This is a genomic window from Citrobacter sp. CK180 (assembly GCF_030333655.1).
Classification (GTDB): Bacteria; Pseudomonadota; Gammaproteobacteria; order Enterobacterales; family Enterobacteriaceae; genus Citrobacter_B; species Citrobacter_B koseri.
Genome location: NZ_JAOWFM010000044.1, coordinates 209,918 through 223,311 on the forward strand (window position 1 = coordinate 209,918; position 13,394 = coordinate 223,311).

Sequence of the window (13,394 nt, forward strand, 5' to 3'; positions counted from 1 at the left end):
ATCTCTCCTCAGGTCTTAGGCGCTGATGCCAGTAATTTTCACATCAGTGAACCACTGACGGTGGCCTTGCTGCTTACGATAGTGTTTACGACGACGAAACTTAACGATTTTAACTTTCTCGCCACGACCGTGAGCAACAACTTCAGCTTTGATTACGCCGCCATCAACGAAAGGAACGCCGATTTTGACTTCTTCACCGTTTGCGATCATCAGAACTTCAGCGAACTCAATAGTTTCGCCAGTTGCGATGTCCAGCTTTTCCAGGCGAACGGTCTGACCTTCGCTTACTCGGTGTTGTTTACCACCACTTTGGAAAACCGCGTACATAAAAAACTCCGCTTCCGCGCACGCCTTTTCAATGATTCAGAGTGCGCTATAAATATTCACAATAGGGCGCGAATATTACGCAAAACGCGAGCCTTTGACAAGTGCTACCGTCAATACATGAAGAAAAAAAACACAACGTGTACGGTAACGTTTATCTGCGCCGTTTTTTCAGTACAATCAGCATATATTCCTAACCCTAAACCCTTAGTTATCTCATCCCATGATGAGTTAATCGGGGCGATAAGCCCGGCTTTTGCGATGAATTTAGAAAAAATCAATGAGTTAACCGCGCAAGATATGGCGGGTGTCAATGCGACAATCCTTGAACAGCTCAATTCCGACGTCCAACTGATCAATCAGTTAGGGTATTACATCGTTAGCGGCGGCGGAAAACGTATCCGCCCGATGATTGCCGTACTCGCTGCGCGCGCCGTTGGTTATCAGGAAAATGCGCACGTCACGATCGCTGCCTTAATCGAGTTTATCCACACCGCCACCCTGCTACACGACGATGTTGTGGATGAATCCGATATGCGTCGTGGGAAGGCAACGGCGAATGCGGCATTTGGCAACGCCGCCAGCGTCCTGGTCGGTGATTTTATCTACACCCGCGCGTTCCAGATGATGACCAGCCTTGGCTCGCTGAAAGTGCTGGAGGTAATGTCAGAAGCGGTGAACGTCATCGCCGAAGGCGAAGTGCTGCAACTGATGAACGTCAACGACCCGGACATCACCGAAGAAAATTACATGCGCGTGATTTACAGCAAAACGGCGCGCCTGTTTGAAGCTGCGGCGCAGTGTTCCGGTATTCTTGCAGGCTGCACTCCTGAGCAGGAAAAAGGGTTGCAGGATTATGGTCGTTATCTCGGTACGGCCTTTCAGCTGATTGACGATTTACTCGATTACAGCGCTGATGGCGAGCAGTTAGGTAAAAATGTCGGCGATGACCTCAACGAAGGAAAACCAACGCTGCCGCTGCTGCACGCTATGCGTAACGGTACGCCAGAACAGGCGCAAATGATCCGTACCGCCATTGAACAAGGCAATGGTCGCCACCTTCTGGAACCCGTTCTGGAAGCCATGACCGCCTGCGGTTCACTGGAATGGACGCGTCAGCGTGCAGAAGACGAGGCCGATAAAGCCATCGCCGCCCTACAGATTCTGCCTGATACGCCGTGGCGCGAAGCCCTGATCGGTCTGGCGCACATCGCCGTACAACGCGATCGTTAACCCGCCCTTCTCATCCCGTGCTCTGCGCGGGATGAATCCTTAAGTTCCAGTAAATTCCAGTTACTCATTTCTTTTCCAACCCTTTACCCATCGCACGTATGCTGTCACATTTTATGAATATGCATACTCTTTACAGGAACATATTAGAGCAATACTATCACCTGGCGTATAGTATTTCTCACAGGCTGATTATCCAGGCCGCAAGCGACTGACTGACCGAAGGAGTGAGGGAATAATGGAAAATAAACTCATTGACTGGCATCCCGCAGACATCATTGCCGGATTACGTAAAAAAGGGACATCTATGGCGGCGGAATCACGCAAGAATGGATTAAGTTCCTCGACGCTGGCAAACGCCCTGACCCGACCGTGGCCGAAAGGAGAGCTCATCATTGCGAAGGCGCTGGGTACAGAACCCTGGGTGATCTGGCCATCGCGCTATCATGACCCAGAAACCCATGAGTTCATTGACAGAACACGTCTGATGCGGGCTCGAAAAGGGAAATAAAGAAGTAAGGAACGGATAACGCTCTGAACGGTAGCCCCCGAACAGGGGCTACCAGTGCATGCGGAAAAAATTACTCGCCTTTCACACGCTCAATATTCGCGCCCAGCGCGCGCAGTTTGTCTTCAATGCGCTCATAGCCACGATCGATGTGATAAATACGATCAACCAGCGTCGTACCTTCTGCAATGCATCCCGCCAGCACCAGGCTCGCAGACGCACGCAAGTCGGTCGCCATCACCTGCGCCCCGGAGAGTTTTTCAACGCCGTGGCAAATCACGGTGTTGCTCTCGATTTCCGCGTGCGCACCCATACGGATCAGTTCAGGCACATGCATAAAGCGGTTTTCGAAAATGGTTTCCGTGATGAAACCCGTCCCTTCCGCGACAAGGTTCAGCAGCGTGAACTGCGCCTGCATATCGGTCGGGAAAGCCGGGTGCGGCGCGGTGCGCACATTCACAGCTTTCGGACGCTGGCCATGCATGTCCAGGCTGATCCAGTCTTCACCGGTTTCAATATCCGCTCCGGCGTCACGCAGTTTAGCCAGTACGGCATCCAGCGTATCCGGCTGCGCGTTACGGCAGACGATTTTACCGCCGGAAATCGCCGCCGCGACCAGGAAGGTGCCGGTTTCAATGCGATCGGGCAGAACACGGTATACGCCGCCGCCCAGACGCTCAACGCCCTCAATGGTAATACGATCGGTGCCCTGACCGCTGATCTTCGCTCCCAGCGTCACCAGGAAGTTCGCGGTATCGACGATCTCCGGCTCACGCGCGGCGTTTTCAATCACGGTGGTCCCTTCGGCCAGCGTTGCCGCAGACATGATGGTCACCGTCGCACCGACGCTGACTTTGTCCATCACGATATGCGCGCCTTTCAGGCGACCATTAACAGACGCCTTCACATAGCCTTCTTCCAGCTTGATCTCAGCGCCCAATTGTTCCAGGCCGGTGATGTGCAGATCGACCGGACGCGCGCCGATGGCGCAGCCGCCTGGCAGAGAAACCTGTCCCTGACCAAAACGCGCAACCAGCGGCCCCAGCGCCCAAATCGACGCGCGCATGGTTTTTACCAGTTCGTAAGGCGCGCAGAAGATGTTGACCTGGCTGGCGTCGATCCAGACAGAACCGTTACGTTCCACTTTCGTTCCAAGCTGGCTGAGCAGTTTCATCGTCGTATCGATGTCTTTCAGCTTTGGAACGTTCTGGATCTCTACCGGCTCTTCTGCCAGCAGCGCCGCGAAAAGGATCGGCAATGCGGCATTTTTAGCGCCTGAAATTGTGACTTCGCCCTGGAGCGTTGTCGGCCCCTGTACACGAAATTTATCCATTATTCTGTTCTCTGTTAAGAATTCATATCTGCTACCGGCGTGTCGCCCGTCGCTCAAAAACCGTTAAGTTTGCGATCGCGTTCCCATTCCGCTGGGGTATACGCTTTGATCGATACGGCATGGATACGGTTATCCGCAATAAACTCCATCAACGGGCCGTAAACAGACTGCTGCTTCTTGACCCGGCTCATGCCGTCAAACATCTCACCCACGGCGATAACCTGAAAGTGACTGCCATCGCCAGAGACGTGGACTTCCTGGAGGGAGAGTGCGCTCATCAGCACGCTCTGAATTTCATGATTTTCCATGGGCTCTTCATTCGTCAAATAGGGAAAACAGCCCAACATCTTAGAGCAAAGTGGCGCTGTCATAAATAAGCAAAAAGCCCAGCTGATAAATCAGGCAAGGCTTTGGTGGCAAATCCCACTTAGGGGTTTTGCCGGATGGCGGCACAAGGCCTTATCCGGCCTACAAAAATTAACGTGGAAGCACGTCAGCAGGCAAATTATAGAGCTTCGCCAGCGTGTAAACCTTCTCGTTTACCCCTTGCAGCGAAACGCTGTTGCCCTGTCGTTTCGCCTGATCGACAAGATGCACCAGTAACGCCAGACCACCGCTATCCACCCGGGAGACCTGGCTCAGATCGATGCAGGTTACGCCTTTCATCGCATCAACGCGCGCATCCCACAGCGGGTTCAGCACGTCCTGGTCCAGCTCTCCCGCTAATGCCAGCGTGTCACCTTCGCGCGTCCAGCTAAGTGACTGCGTCATTATTTTTTCTCTTCCAGCGAAATTTTCTGACGAGAAATTGACTGCAACTGCGCGGTCAGGCCGTCGATGCCTTTGGTACGCAGCAGATCGCTCCACTCATTCTGTTTTGTGGTGATCATACTGACGCCTTCCGCGATCATGTCATAAGCCTGCCAGTTACCGGTCTGGGTGTTTTTACGCCACTGGAAATCCAGTCGAACCGGAGGACGGCCATTCGGATCGATGATCGTCACGCGGATCGGCACGATGGTCGCATTGCCCAGCGGTTGTTCCGGCGCAATCTGGTAAGTCTGGCCGTGGTACATCGCCAGCGCCTGACCATAAGCCTGTTTCAGGTATTCACGAAACGCCGCGAAATAGGCGTCACGCTGCGCCGGCGTCGCCTCCCGGTAGTAACGACCCAGTACCAGCGCGCCCGCGTATTTCACCTGCACATACGGCAGCAGTTCCTGGTCAACGACGTCGCGCAGGTAATCCGGGTTGGCACGGATTTTCGGCTGTTCGTTTTTCAGACGATCGAAGGTTTTCTGCGCCGCCTCATTCATCAATTTATACGGGTTAGTCTGGTCCGCCGCGGTTGCCGCGCTCAACGGTGCAATGACCAGCAGCGCTACCATCATTAATCGCTTAAACATACATCGATTCTCCTGTGATTAATTTGTTGCGCCCGCAGGCGGTGTCGCTTCATTATTGCCTTCAGTTGGCGCTGGCGCATCGCCAGAATTCTTATTGTCGTCCCCTTTACTGTTGTAAAGGAACTGACCAATCATGTCTTCAAGCACCATCGCGGACTTGGTGTCCTGAATAGTGTCGCCATCTTTGAGGATAGACGTTCCCAGTTCAGGATCTTCAAACCCGACGTTTAACGCCAGATATTGCTCCCCCAGCAGGCCAGAGGTGCGGATACTCAGCGAACTGGTATCAGGAATGTGGTTATAGCGCTCTTCAATATCCAGCGTGACGCGCGGCAGGTAGGTTTTCGGATCCAGCGAGATATCCGCAACCCGGCCGACAACCACCCCGCCGATGCGCACCGGAGAGCGCGCTTTCAGGCCGCCAATATTGTCGAAGGTCGCATAAATCGTGTAGGTCGGCTCCGTGCGCATTGAGGTGACATTGGCCGCTTTCAGGCAAACAAACAGCGCCGCCAGCAACGCAACCAGCAAGAAGATCCCTACCCAAATTTCACTTTTTTTCGTTTGCATGAACTCAATTCCCAAACATCAGTGCGGTCAACACAAAATCCAGACCCAGAACGGCCAAAGACGAGTGCACAACGGTGCGCGTGGTTGCGCGGCTAATCCCGGCAGAGGTCGGAATCGCGTCATACCCATTGAACAGCGCAATCCACGTTACCGTGATGGCGAACACCACGCTCTTAATCAAACAGTTCACGAGATCCAGACGCCAGTCGACGGCATCCTGCATCGCCGACCAGAAGAAACCGGCATCGATCCCCTTCCAGCTAACGCCAACCAGCGATCCTCCCCAGATGCCAACGGCCACGAAGATAATCGTCAGCAACGGCAGCGAAATCACCCCCGCCCACAGGCGCGGAGAGATCACCCGGCGCAGCGGATCGACGGCCATCATTTCCATACTGGAGAGCTGCTCAGTCGCTCGCATAAGACCAATTTCTGCGGTCAGCGCAGACCCAGCGCGCCCGGCAAACAGCAACGCCGCGACAACCGGCCCCAGTTCACGCAACAATGAAAGCGCCACCAGCATACCCAGGCTGGTTTCCGCGCTGTAGGTCGTCAGAACCAGATAGCCCTGCAACCCGAGCACCATGCCGATAAAAACGCCAGAGACGATAATAATGAGCATCGACAGGACGCCCACATTATAAAGCTGACGCACCAGCAGCGGCGCATGCTTGCGAAATTCCGGCTTACCAATCACCGCATTGAATAACATTAACCCGGCACGCCCGAACGTTCTGAGGGTTTTGATCCCCCGGTGTCCAAGCGATGCCAGCGCATTTAACAGCATGAGTGGCTTAACTCCCTGTTTCGAGTAAATCGGAGTGATAATCGCCCGCCGGATAGCGGAACGGAACCGGCCCGTCGGCAATACCGTCCAGGAACTGGCGGACGCGCGGGTCGGCATTTTCTTGCAGTTCCTTCGCGCTACCGTGCGCCACGATTTTTTTGTCCGCCATAATCCAGGCGTGATCGGCGATGCTCAGCACCTCCGGCACATCGTGGGACACGACAACGCAGGTTACGCCCAGCGTGCTGTTCAGTTCTGAAATCAGCTTCACCAGTACGCCCATCGTAATCGGGTCCTGACCCACAAACGGCTCATCGAACATAATGAGGTCGGGTTCCAGCGCAATAGCACGGGCTAATGCCGCACGCCGCGCCATCCCCCCGGACAGTTCAGAGGGCATGAGCTTTGCCGCACCGCGCAGACCAACGGCTTCCAGTTTCATCATCACCGTGCTTTTCAACAGCGGCGCGGGTAAATTCGTGTGCTCCCGCAGCGGGTAGGCTACGTTATCAAACACGTTCATGTCGGTGAACAGCGCCCCCGACTGAAACAGCATGCTCATCCGTTTTCGTACCGTGTACAACCGCGAGCGAGACATAGCAGGTACGTTTTCGCCATCAAACAGTATTTCCCCGCTATCCGGCGGGATCTGTCCGCCAATCAGTCGTAACAGCGTGGTTTTACCGATCCCCGATGGCCCCATGATCGCCGTGATCTTCCCGCGTGGCACGGTCAGGGAAATATTATCGAAAATGCAGCGGTCGCCACGCGAAAAGCTGACGTCGCGCATATCGACTAAATTCGCCACAGACTGACCCATTGATTCATCCTTTGTATCGCCTTGTTGATCTAAGCATGGCGCTGAATTTAGCCATGAACCCAACATATTTACAGAATATTACCTGCCCTGGTTAGCTAAAGCTGGCATTTGTTTTACTTTTTAGCCGCATAAAGTCAAAATTAAGACTTCGTTACGGCTTCCAGAAGATCCCTCCAGTGGACCGGCGAGTATACCTGAAGAAAGGACTTTAGATGCTTTTAGCTACGGCGCTGTTAATTATTGGTTTACTTCTGGTGGTCTACAGCGCCGATCGTCTGGTGTTTGCCGCATCGATTTTGTGTAGGGCAGTGGGGATTCCTCCGCTCATTATCGGGATGACGGTCGTCAGTATCGGAACATCATTACCGGAGATAATTGTCTCGGTTGCCGCGTCGCTTCACGGGCAACTGGATTTAGCCGTGGGCACCGCGCTCGGCTCCAACATCATCAATATCTTGCTGATTCTGGGCCTGGCGGCGCTGTTTCACCCTTTTACCGTGCATTCTGATGTTTTGCGCCGCGAATTGCCGCTAATGTTATTTGTCAGTGTGCTGGCGGGCTCCGTCCTGCACGATGGCGAGCTGAGCCGTAGCGACGGAATCTTTCTTCTGCTGCTGGCCGTGCTATGGCTGCTGTTCATTGTTAAGATCGCGCGCCTGGCGGAGCGGCAAGGAAATGACAGCCTCACCCGGGAGCAGGTGGCGGAGCTGCCGCGCGAAGGCGGCTTACCCGTCGCGTTTTTGTGGCTGGGTATCGCGCTGATTATTATGCCGATGGCGACGCGGATGGTGGTTGATAACGCCACCGTACTGGCGAACTACTTCGCCATGAGCGAACTGACTATCGGCCTGACGGTGATTGCGATTGGCACCAGCCTGCCGGAGCTGGCGACGGCGATCGCGGGCATCCGCAAAGGTGAAAATGATATCGCCATTGGCAACATTATCGGCGCCAATATTTCTAATATCGCCATCGTTCTGGGGCTGCCTGCATTGATTACGCCAGGCGACGTCAACCCGCTGGCGTTTGGGCGTGACTATAGCGTGATGCTGTTAGTGAGCATTGTTTTGGCATTGCTGTGCTGGCGGCGTCCGCGCCAGATTGGTCGGGGCGCAGGCGTGCTGCTGACCGGCGGTTTTATCGTATGGCTGGCGATGCTGTACTGGCTATCGCCGCTTCTTATTGGATAACGGGAAAACGGACTATGTCGCACTTAGCGTTACAACCGGGTTTTGACTTTCAGAAAGCAGGCAAAGACGTCCTGGAGATTGAACGTGAAGGCCTGGCGGAGCTTGATCAATACATCGACCAGAACTTCACGCTCGCCTGTGAAAAAATCTTCTCGTGTACAGGCAAAGTCGTTGTCATGGGGATGGGGAAATCAGGTCATATCGGGCGGAAAATGGCCGCCACCTTTGCCAGCACCGGCACTTCCGCCTTTTTTGTTCACCCAGGCGAGGCCGCGCATGGCGATCTCGGCATGGTCACCTCGCAGGATGTGGTGATCGCGATTTCCAACTCTGGCGAATCCAATGAGATTGCCGCATTAATCCCGGTTCTCAAACGCTTGCAGGTGCCGCTGATTTGTATCACCGGGCGGCCAGAAAGCAGCATGGCGCGTGCGGCGGATGTGCATCTGTGTGTTAAAGTGCCGAAAGAAGCCTGCCCGTTGGGTCTGGCGCCGACCAGCAGCACTACGGCTACGTTGGTCATGGGCGATGCGCTCGCGGTCGCGTTATTAAAAGCCCGCGGCTTTACCGCCGAAGATTTTGCGTTGTCGCATCCGGGCGGCGCACTTGGCCGTAAACTTCTGCTGCGCGTTAACGATATCATGCACACCGGCGATGAAATCCCGCATGTGAATAAAAACGCCAGCCTGCGTGATGCCCTGCTGGAAATTACGCGTAAAAATCTCGGCATGACCGTCATTTGTGATGACACAATGAAGATTGACGGCATCTTTACCGATGGCGACTTGCGTCGTGTTTTCGATATGGGTGTGGATGTTCGCCAGTTAGGGATTGCCGACGTCATGACGCCAGGGGGAATTCGCGTTCGCCCCGGTATTCTCGCCGTTAACGCCCTGAACTTAATGCAGTCCCGTCATATCACCTCCGTTTTGGTTGCTGATGGCGACCAGTTACTGGGTGTGTTACATATGCATGATTTACTGCGTGCAGGCGTAGTGTAGAAACTCAAGGATAAAAGAAATGAGTAAAGCAGGTGCGTCGCTTGCGACCTGTTATGGCCCCGTCAGTACACAGGTTATCGCCCAGGCGGAAAACATCCGTCTGCTCATCCTCGATGTGGATGGCGTGCTGTCTGATGGTCTGATTTATATGGGCAACAACGGTGAAGAGCTGAAGGCCTTTAACGTCCGTGATGGCTACGGCATTCGCTGTGCGCTCACTTCCGGGATTGAGGTCGCTATTATTACCGGGCGAAAGGCTAAACTTGTAGAAGATCGCTGTGCCACCCTGGGGATCACGCATCTCTATCAGGGGCAGTCGGACAAACTTATCGCGTTTGGCGACCTGCTCGATAAGCTGGGCGTTGCGCCTGAAAATGTGGCTTACGTCGGTGACGATCTGATCGACTGGCCGGTGATGGAAAAAGTGGGTCTGAGCGTTGCGGTCGCTGATGCGCATCCGCTCCTGATCCCCCGCGCCGACTATGTGACGCATATCGCCGGTGGACGCGGCGCGGTGCGGGAAGTGTGCGATCTACTCTTGCTGGCGCAGGGTAAGCTTGATGAGGCCAAAGGGCAATCGATATGAGTAAAACCAGACGTTGGGTTATCATTCTACTGTCGTTGGCCGTACTGGTGTTGATCGGAATTAATCTGGCGGATAAAGACGATCCTGCTCAGGTTGTGGTGAACACCAGCGATCCGACTTATAAGAGCGAGCATACCGATACGGTCGTCTATAGCCCGGAAGGCGCGTTGAACTATCGTCTTATTGCGCAGCACGTTGAATATTATTCAGAACAGGCGCTTTCGTGGTTTACCCAACCGGTATTAACCACCTTTGATAAAGATAAAGTCCCGACATGGTCGATTAAAGCGGATAAGGCGAAATTGACCGAAGACCGGATGCTCTATCTGTATGGTCACGTTGAAGTCAATGCGCTGGCGCCTGACGCTCAACTACGCAGAATCACGACGGATAACGCGACGATCAACCTGGTGACGCAGGATGTCACCTCTGAAGATCTGGTCACGTTATACGGAACAACATTTAACTCCAGCGGACTGAAAATGCGCGGCAACTTACGCAGCAAGAACGCCGAGCTGATTGAAAAGGTTAGAACCTCCTATGAAATTCAAAACAAACAAACTCAGCCTTAATCTTGTGCTTGCCAGCACACTTCTGGCCGCCAGTCTTCCGGCGTTCGCGGTCACCGGCGATACCGAACAACCGATTCATATTGAATCGGACCAGCAGTCACTGGATATGCAGGGTAACGTGGTGACGTTTACCGGAAATGTCGTCGTGACTCAGGGCACCATCAAAATCAATGCCGATAAAGTGGTCGTCACCCGTCCGGGCGGCGAGCAAGGCAAAGAGGTGATCGACGGCTTCGGCAACCCGGCGACGTTTTATCAGATGCAGGACAACGGCAAGCCGGTAAAAGGCCATGCCCAAAAAATGCATTATGAGCTGGCGAAAGATTTCGTCGTCCTGACCGGTAACGCCTACCTGGAGCAGCTCGACAGCAACATCACCGGCGATAAGATCACTTACCTGGTGAAAGAGCAGAAAATGCAGGCGTTCAGCGAAAAAGGCAAACGTGTAACGACGGTTCTGGTGCCGTCGCAATTGCAGGACAAAAACAAAGACCAGGCCCCGGCACAGAAGAAGGGTAACTAATTCGTTATGGCAACATTAACTGCAAAGAATCTTGCGAAAGCCTATAAAGGCCGTCGCGTGGTGGAAGATGTCAGCCTGACCGTGAATTCCGGGGAGATCGTCGGTCTGCTCGGGCCGAACGGCGCAGGTAAAACCACTACCTTCTACATGGTGGTGGGCATTGTGCCGCGCGACGCTGGCAACATTATTATTGACGATGAGGACATCAGCCTGCTGCCGCTGCATGCCCGCGCGCGTCGCGGTATTGGCTATTTACCGCAGGAAGCCTCCATTTTCCGCCGTCTGAGCGTGTTTGATAACCTGATGGCGGTGCTGCAAATTCGTGACGATCTCACGACCGAACAGCGTGAAGACCGCGCCAATGAACTGATGGAAGAGTTCCACATCGAGCATCTGCGCGACAGCCTCGGACAAGCGTTGTCCGGCGGTGAGCGCCGCCGTGTGGAGATTGCCCGCGCGCTGGCCGCAAATCCGAAATTTATCCTGCTGGATGAACCGTTTGCAGGCGTTGACCCGATTTCCGTCATCGACATCAAACGCATTATCGAGCACCTGCGCGACAGCGGTCTCGGCGTTCTGATTACCGACCACAACGTTCGTGAGACGCTGGCGGTGTGTGAACGCGCGTATATTGTCAGCCAGGGGCATCTGATCGCACACGGCACACCGACAGAAATCCTGCAAGACGAGCACGTTAAGCGCGTATACCTTGGGGAAGACTTCAGACTCTGATAGGGTAGAAGACTGCGACGTCACAGCGGGAGAAAACGACTCTGAACATGAAGCAAGGTTTGCAACTCAGGCTCAGCCAACAACTGGCGATGACGCCCCAGCTACAACAGGCCATCCGTCTGTTGCAGTTGTCTACGCTGGAACTTCAGCAGGAACTTCAGCAAGCGCTGGAGAGTAATCCGCTGCTTGAGCAAACCGATCTTCACGATGAAATCGACACGCGCGAAACCCAGGACAACGAAGCCCTGGATACCGCAGACGCGCTCGAACAGAAAGAGATGCCCGAAGAGCTGCCGCTTGACGCCAGCTGGGATGAGATTTACACCGCAGGTACGCCGTCCGGCACCAGCGGCGACTACATCGACGACGAGCTGCCGGTGTACCAGGGCGAAACCACGCAGTCCCTCCAGGACTACCTGATGTGGCAAGTCGGGCTGACTCCGTTCTCGGATACCGATCGCGCGATTGCCACCTCAATTGTCGATGCCGTTGATGATACCGGCTATCTCACCATTTCGCTGGATGACATTCTCGAAAGCATCGGCGATGAAGAGATCGGCCTCGATGAAATAGAAGCGGTACTTAAACGCGTTCAGCGCTTCGATCCCATCGGCGTGGCGGCAAAAGATCTCCGTGACTGCCTGCTGATCCAGCTCTCACAGTTCGATAAATCCACGCCCTGGCTGGAAGACGCCCGGTTGATCATCAGCGATCACCTCGATCTGCTGGCCAATCATGACTTCCGCACCCTGATGCGCGTTACGCGGCTGAAAGAAGAGGTGCTGAAAGAGGCAGTCAATCTTATCCAGTCGCTCGATCCCAGACCGGGTCAGTCTATCCAGACCGGCGAACCTGAATATGTGATCCCGGATGTGCTGGTGCGTAAGCACAACGGTTACTGGATGGTGGAGCTGAACGGCGACAGCATTCCCCGTCTACAGATCAATCAACATTATGCCGCCCTGTGCAACGGCGCGCGTAATGATGCCGACAGCCAGTTCATTCGCAGCAACCTTCAGGATGCGAAGTGGCTGATCAAAAGTCTGGAAAGCCGCAACGACACCCTGTTACGCGTGAGCCGCTGTATTGTTGAGCAGCAGCAGGCCTTCTTCGAGCAAGGCGAAGAGTTTATGAAACCGATGGTGCTGGCGGACATCGCCCAGGCCGTCGAGATGCACGAATCGACGATTTCCCGTGTGACCACGCAGAAGTATCTGCACAGTCCACGCGGCATTTTTGAACTGAAGTATTTCTTTTCCAGCCATGTGAATACCGAAGGCGGAGGCGAAGCCTCTTCCACGGCGATACGTGCGCTGGTGAAGAAATTAATTGCTGCGGAGAACCCCGCGAAGCCGCTGAGCGACAGCAAGTTAACCTCTATGTTGTCGGATCAGGGTATCATGGTGGCGCGCCGCACCGTTGCGAAGTACCGAGAGTCTTTATCCATTCCGCCGTCCAATCAGCGCAAACAGCTGGTTTGAACCAACCGATAAGGAAGACACTATGCAGCTCAACATCACTGGAAATAACGTCGAAATTACTGAAGCCCTGCGCGACTTTGTCTCAACCAAATTCGCCAAACTTGAGCAGTATTTTGACAGGATTAATCAGGTCTACGTTGTTTTGAAAGTGGAGAAGGTAACACACATCTCGGATGCGACACTGCATGTAAACGGTGGCGAAATTCACGCCAGCGCGGAAAGTCAGGATATGTATGCCGCCATTGACGGTTTGATCGATAAACTGGCAAGGCAGCTAACGAAACACAAAGATAAACTGAAACAACACTAATTGTCCGGGCAGTTAGCGAGT

At 54.1% G+C, this 13,394-nt stretch carries 18 protein-coding genes; 10 read left to right on the forward strand and 8 right to left on the reverse strand.

Features of this window, described 5'->3' with window-relative positions; translation table 11 throughout:
* Positions 1-15: 15 nt before the first annotated feature.
* The gene (gene rplU / locus OGV50_RS09955; RefSeq protein ID WP_000271396.1) at positions 16-327 is read right to left on the reverse strand and encodes a 50S ribosomal protein L21; all 312 of its coding nucleotides are present in this window, start codon (positions 325-327) and stop codon (positions 16-18) included.
* Between the two features lie 258 nt (positions 328-585).
* Between rplU and ispB the strand changes: the two genes are divergently transcribed.
* Complete coding sequence (gene ispB, locus OGV50_RS09960) at positions 586-1,557, forward strand: octaprenyl diphosphate synthase (RefSeq protein ID WP_047460989.1); 972 nt, start codon at positions 586-588, stop codon at positions 1,555-1,557.
* Between the two features lie 235 nt (positions 1,558-1,792).
* Positions 1,793-2,065: a DNA-binding transcriptional regulator SfsB gene (gene sfsB / locus OGV50_RS09965; RefSeq protein ID WP_012135321.1), complete on the forward strand. Its 273-nt coding sequence runs from the start codon at positions 1,793-1,795 to the stop codon at positions 2,063-2,065.
* Positions 2,066-2,135: 70 nt separating this feature from the next.
* On the opposite strand, the gene murA is transcribed toward sfsB, so the two are convergent.
* From murA to mlaF, 7 genes are all read right to left on the reverse strand, one after another.
* Positions 2,136-3,395 carry a UDP-N-acetylglucosamine 1-carboxyvinyltransferase gene (gene murA / locus OGV50_RS09970; RefSeq protein ID WP_012135322.1) on the reverse strand — a complete coding sequence of 420 codons (1,260 nt, stop codon included), beginning with the start codon at positions 3,393-3,395 and terminating at the stop codon, positions 2,136-2,138.
* Positions 3,396-3,448: 53 nt separating this feature from the next.
* Positions 3,449-3,703: a BolA family iron metabolism protein IbaG gene (gene ibaG / locus OGV50_RS09975; RefSeq protein WP_024130986.1), complete on the reverse strand. Its 255-nt coding sequence runs from the start codon at positions 3,701-3,703 to the stop codon at positions 3,449-3,451.
* 169 nt (positions 3,704-3,872) lie between these two features.
* Entirely contained in the window at positions 3,873-4,166 is a 294-nt protein-coding gene (gene mlaB, locus OGV50_RS09980; RefSeq protein WP_112001517.1) for a lipid asymmetry maintenance protein MlaB, read from the reverse strand.
* Positions 4,166-4,801, reverse strand: coding sequence for a phospholipid-binding protein MlaC (gene mlaC, locus OGV50_RS09985; protein ID WP_012135325.1), 636 nt, complete (start codon positions 4,799-4,801; stop codon positions 4,166-4,168). The genes mlaB and mlaC overlap by 1 nt, the downstream gene beginning before the upstream one ends.
* A gap of 18 nt (positions 4,802-4,819) precedes the next feature.
* Positions 4,820-5,371, reverse strand: coding sequence for an outer membrane lipid asymmetry maintenance protein MlaD (mlaD, locus tag OGV50_RS09990; RefSeq protein ID WP_012135326.1), 552 nt, complete (start codon positions 5,369-5,371; stop codon positions 4,820-4,822).
* 4 nt (positions 5,372-5,375) lie between these two features.
* Complete coding sequence (gene mlaE / locus OGV50_RS09995) at positions 5,376-6,158, reverse strand: lipid asymmetry maintenance ABC transporter permease subunit MlaE (RefSeq protein ID WP_047460983.1); 783 nt, start codon at positions 6,156-6,158, stop codon at positions 5,376-5,378.
* Positions 6,159-6,165: 7 nt separating this feature from the next.
* Positions 6,166-6,978: a phospholipid ABC transporter ATP-binding protein MlaF gene (mlaF, locus tag OGV50_RS10000; RefSeq protein WP_012135328.1), complete on the reverse strand. Its 813-nt coding sequence runs from the start codon at positions 6,976-6,978 to the stop codon at positions 6,166-6,168.
* A 212-nt stretch (positions 6,979-7,190) separates the two neighbouring features.
* Between mlaF and OGV50_RS10005 the strand changes: the two genes are divergently transcribed.
* The 8 genes from OGV50_RS10005 to hpf are packed head-to-tail and all read left to right on the forward strand — an operon-like array spanning position 7,191 to position 13,373.
* Positions 7,191-8,168, forward strand: a complete 978-nt coding sequence (locus tag OGV50_RS10005; RefSeq protein WP_012135329.1) for a calcium/sodium antiporter — start codon at positions 7,191-7,193, stop codon at positions 8,166-8,168.
* A gap of 14 nt (positions 8,169-8,182) precedes the next feature.
* Positions 8,183-9,169, forward strand: a complete 987-nt coding sequence (gene kdsD, locus OGV50_RS10010; RefSeq protein ID WP_012135330.1) for an arabinose-5-phosphate isomerase KdsD — start codon at positions 8,183-8,185, stop codon at positions 9,167-9,169.
* A 19-nt stretch (positions 9,170-9,188) separates the two neighbouring features.
* A complete protein-coding gene (gene kdsC, locus OGV50_RS10015) occupies positions 9,189-9,755 on the forward strand; it encodes a 3-deoxy-manno-octulosonate-8-phosphatase KdsC (RefSeq protein WP_012135331.1) in 567 nt (188 codons plus the stop codon).
* The gene (gene lptC / locus OGV50_RS10020; protein WP_012135332.1) at positions 9,752-10,327 is read left to right on the forward strand and encodes an LPS export ABC transporter periplasmic protein LptC; all 576 of its coding nucleotides are present in this window, start codon (positions 9,752-9,754) and stop codon (positions 10,325-10,327) included. Before kdsC ends, lptC begins: the two co-directional genes overlap by 4 nt.
* Positions 10,296-10,850, forward strand: a complete 555-nt coding sequence (gene lptA / locus OGV50_RS10025) for a lipopolysaccharide ABC transporter substrate-binding protein LptA (protein ID WP_012135333.1) — start codon at positions 10,296-10,298, stop codon at positions 10,848-10,850. Before lptC ends, lptA begins: the two co-directional genes overlap by 32 nt.
* 6 nt (positions 10,851-10,856) lie before the next feature.
* The gene (gene lptB, locus OGV50_RS10030; protein WP_012135334.1) at positions 10,857-11,582 is read left to right on the forward strand and encodes an LPS export ABC transporter ATP-binding protein; all 726 of its coding nucleotides are present in this window, start codon (positions 10,857-10,859) and stop codon (positions 11,580-11,582) included.
* A 47-nt stretch (positions 11,583-11,629) separates the two neighbouring features.
* Positions 11,630-13,063 (forward strand): RNA polymerase factor sigma-54, encoded by a 1,434-nt coding sequence (gene rpoN, locus OGV50_RS10035; protein ID WP_012135335.1) that lies wholly within the window; start codon positions 11,630-11,632, stop codon positions 13,061-13,063.
* A 22-nt stretch (positions 13,064-13,085) separates the two neighbouring features.
* Positions 13,086-13,373, forward strand: coding sequence for a ribosome hibernation promoting factor (gene hpf, locus OGV50_RS10040; RefSeq protein WP_286488529.1), 288 nt, complete (start codon positions 13,086-13,088; stop codon positions 13,371-13,373).
* Positions 13,374-13,394 lie beyond the last annotated feature (21 nt).

Excerpts from the sequence above, each read along its gene's own strand:
- lptC (WP_012135332.1), top strand. The coding sequence starts at position 9,752 with ATGAGTAAAACCAGACGTTGGGTTATCATTCTACTGTCGTTGGCCGTA.
- lptA (WP_012135333.1), top strand. The coding sequence starts at position 10,296 with ATGAAATTCAAAACAAACAAACTCAGCCTTAATCTTGTGCTTGCCAGC.
- mlaF (WP_012135328.1), bottom strand. The coding sequence starts at position 6,978 with ATGGGTCAGTCTGTGGCGAATTTAGTCGATATGCGCGACGTCAGCTTT.
- rplU (WP_000271396.1), bottom strand. The coding sequence starts at position 327 with ATGTACGCGGTTTTCCAAAGTGGTGGTAAACAACACCGAGTAAGCGAA.
- mlaD (WP_012135326.1), bottom strand. The coding sequence starts at position 5,371 with ATGCAAACGAAAAAAAGTGAAATTTGGGTAGGGATCTTCTTGCTGGTT.
- sfsB (WP_012135321.1), top strand. The coding sequence starts at position 1,793 with ATGGAAAATAAACTCATTGACTGGCATCCCGCAGACATCATTGCCGGA.
- mlaC (WP_012135325.1), bottom strand. The coding sequence starts at position 4,801 with ATGTTTAAGCGATTAATGATGGTAGCGCTGCTGGTCATTGCACCGTTG.
- hpf (WP_286488529.1), top strand. The coding sequence starts at position 13,086 with ATGCAGCTCAACATCACTGGAAATAACGTCGAAATTACTGAAGCCCTG.
- mlaE (WP_047460983.1), bottom strand. The coding sequence starts at position 6,158 with ATGCTGTTAAATGCGCTGGCATCGCTTGGACACCGGGGGATCAAAACC.
- OGV50_RS10005 (WP_012135329.1), top strand. The coding sequence starts at position 7,191 with ATGCTTTTAGCTACGGCGCTGTTAATTATTGGTTTACTTCTGGTGGTC.
- lptB (WP_012135334.1), top strand. The coding sequence starts at position 10,857 with ATGGCAACATTAACTGCAAAGAATCTTGCGAAAGCCTATAAAGGCCGT.
- murA (WP_012135322.1), bottom strand. The coding sequence starts at position 3,395 with ATGGATAAATTTCGTGTACAGGGGCCGACAACGCTCCAGGGCGAAGTC.
- mlaB (WP_112001517.1), bottom strand. The coding sequence starts at position 4,166 with ATGACGCAGTCACTTAGCTGGACGCGCGAAGGTGACACGCTGGCATTA.
- ispB (WP_047460989.1), top strand. The coding sequence starts at position 586 with ATGAATTTAGAAAAAATCAATGAGTTAACCGCGCAAGATATGGCGGGT.
- kdsC (WP_012135331.1), top strand. The coding sequence starts at position 9,189 with ATGAGTAAAGCAGGTGCGTCGCTTGCGACCTGTTATGGCCCCGTCAGT.
- rpoN (WP_012135335.1), top strand. The coding sequence starts at position 11,630 with ATGAAGCAAGGTTTGCAACTCAGGCTCAGCCAACAACTGGCGATGACG.
- ibaG (WP_024130986.1), bottom strand. The coding sequence starts at position 3,703 with ATGGAAAATCATGAAATTCAGAGCGTGCTGATGAGCGCACTCTCCCTC.
- kdsD (WP_012135330.1), top strand. The coding sequence starts at position 8,183 with ATGTCGCACTTAGCGTTACAACCGGGTTTTGACTTTCAGAAAGCAGGC.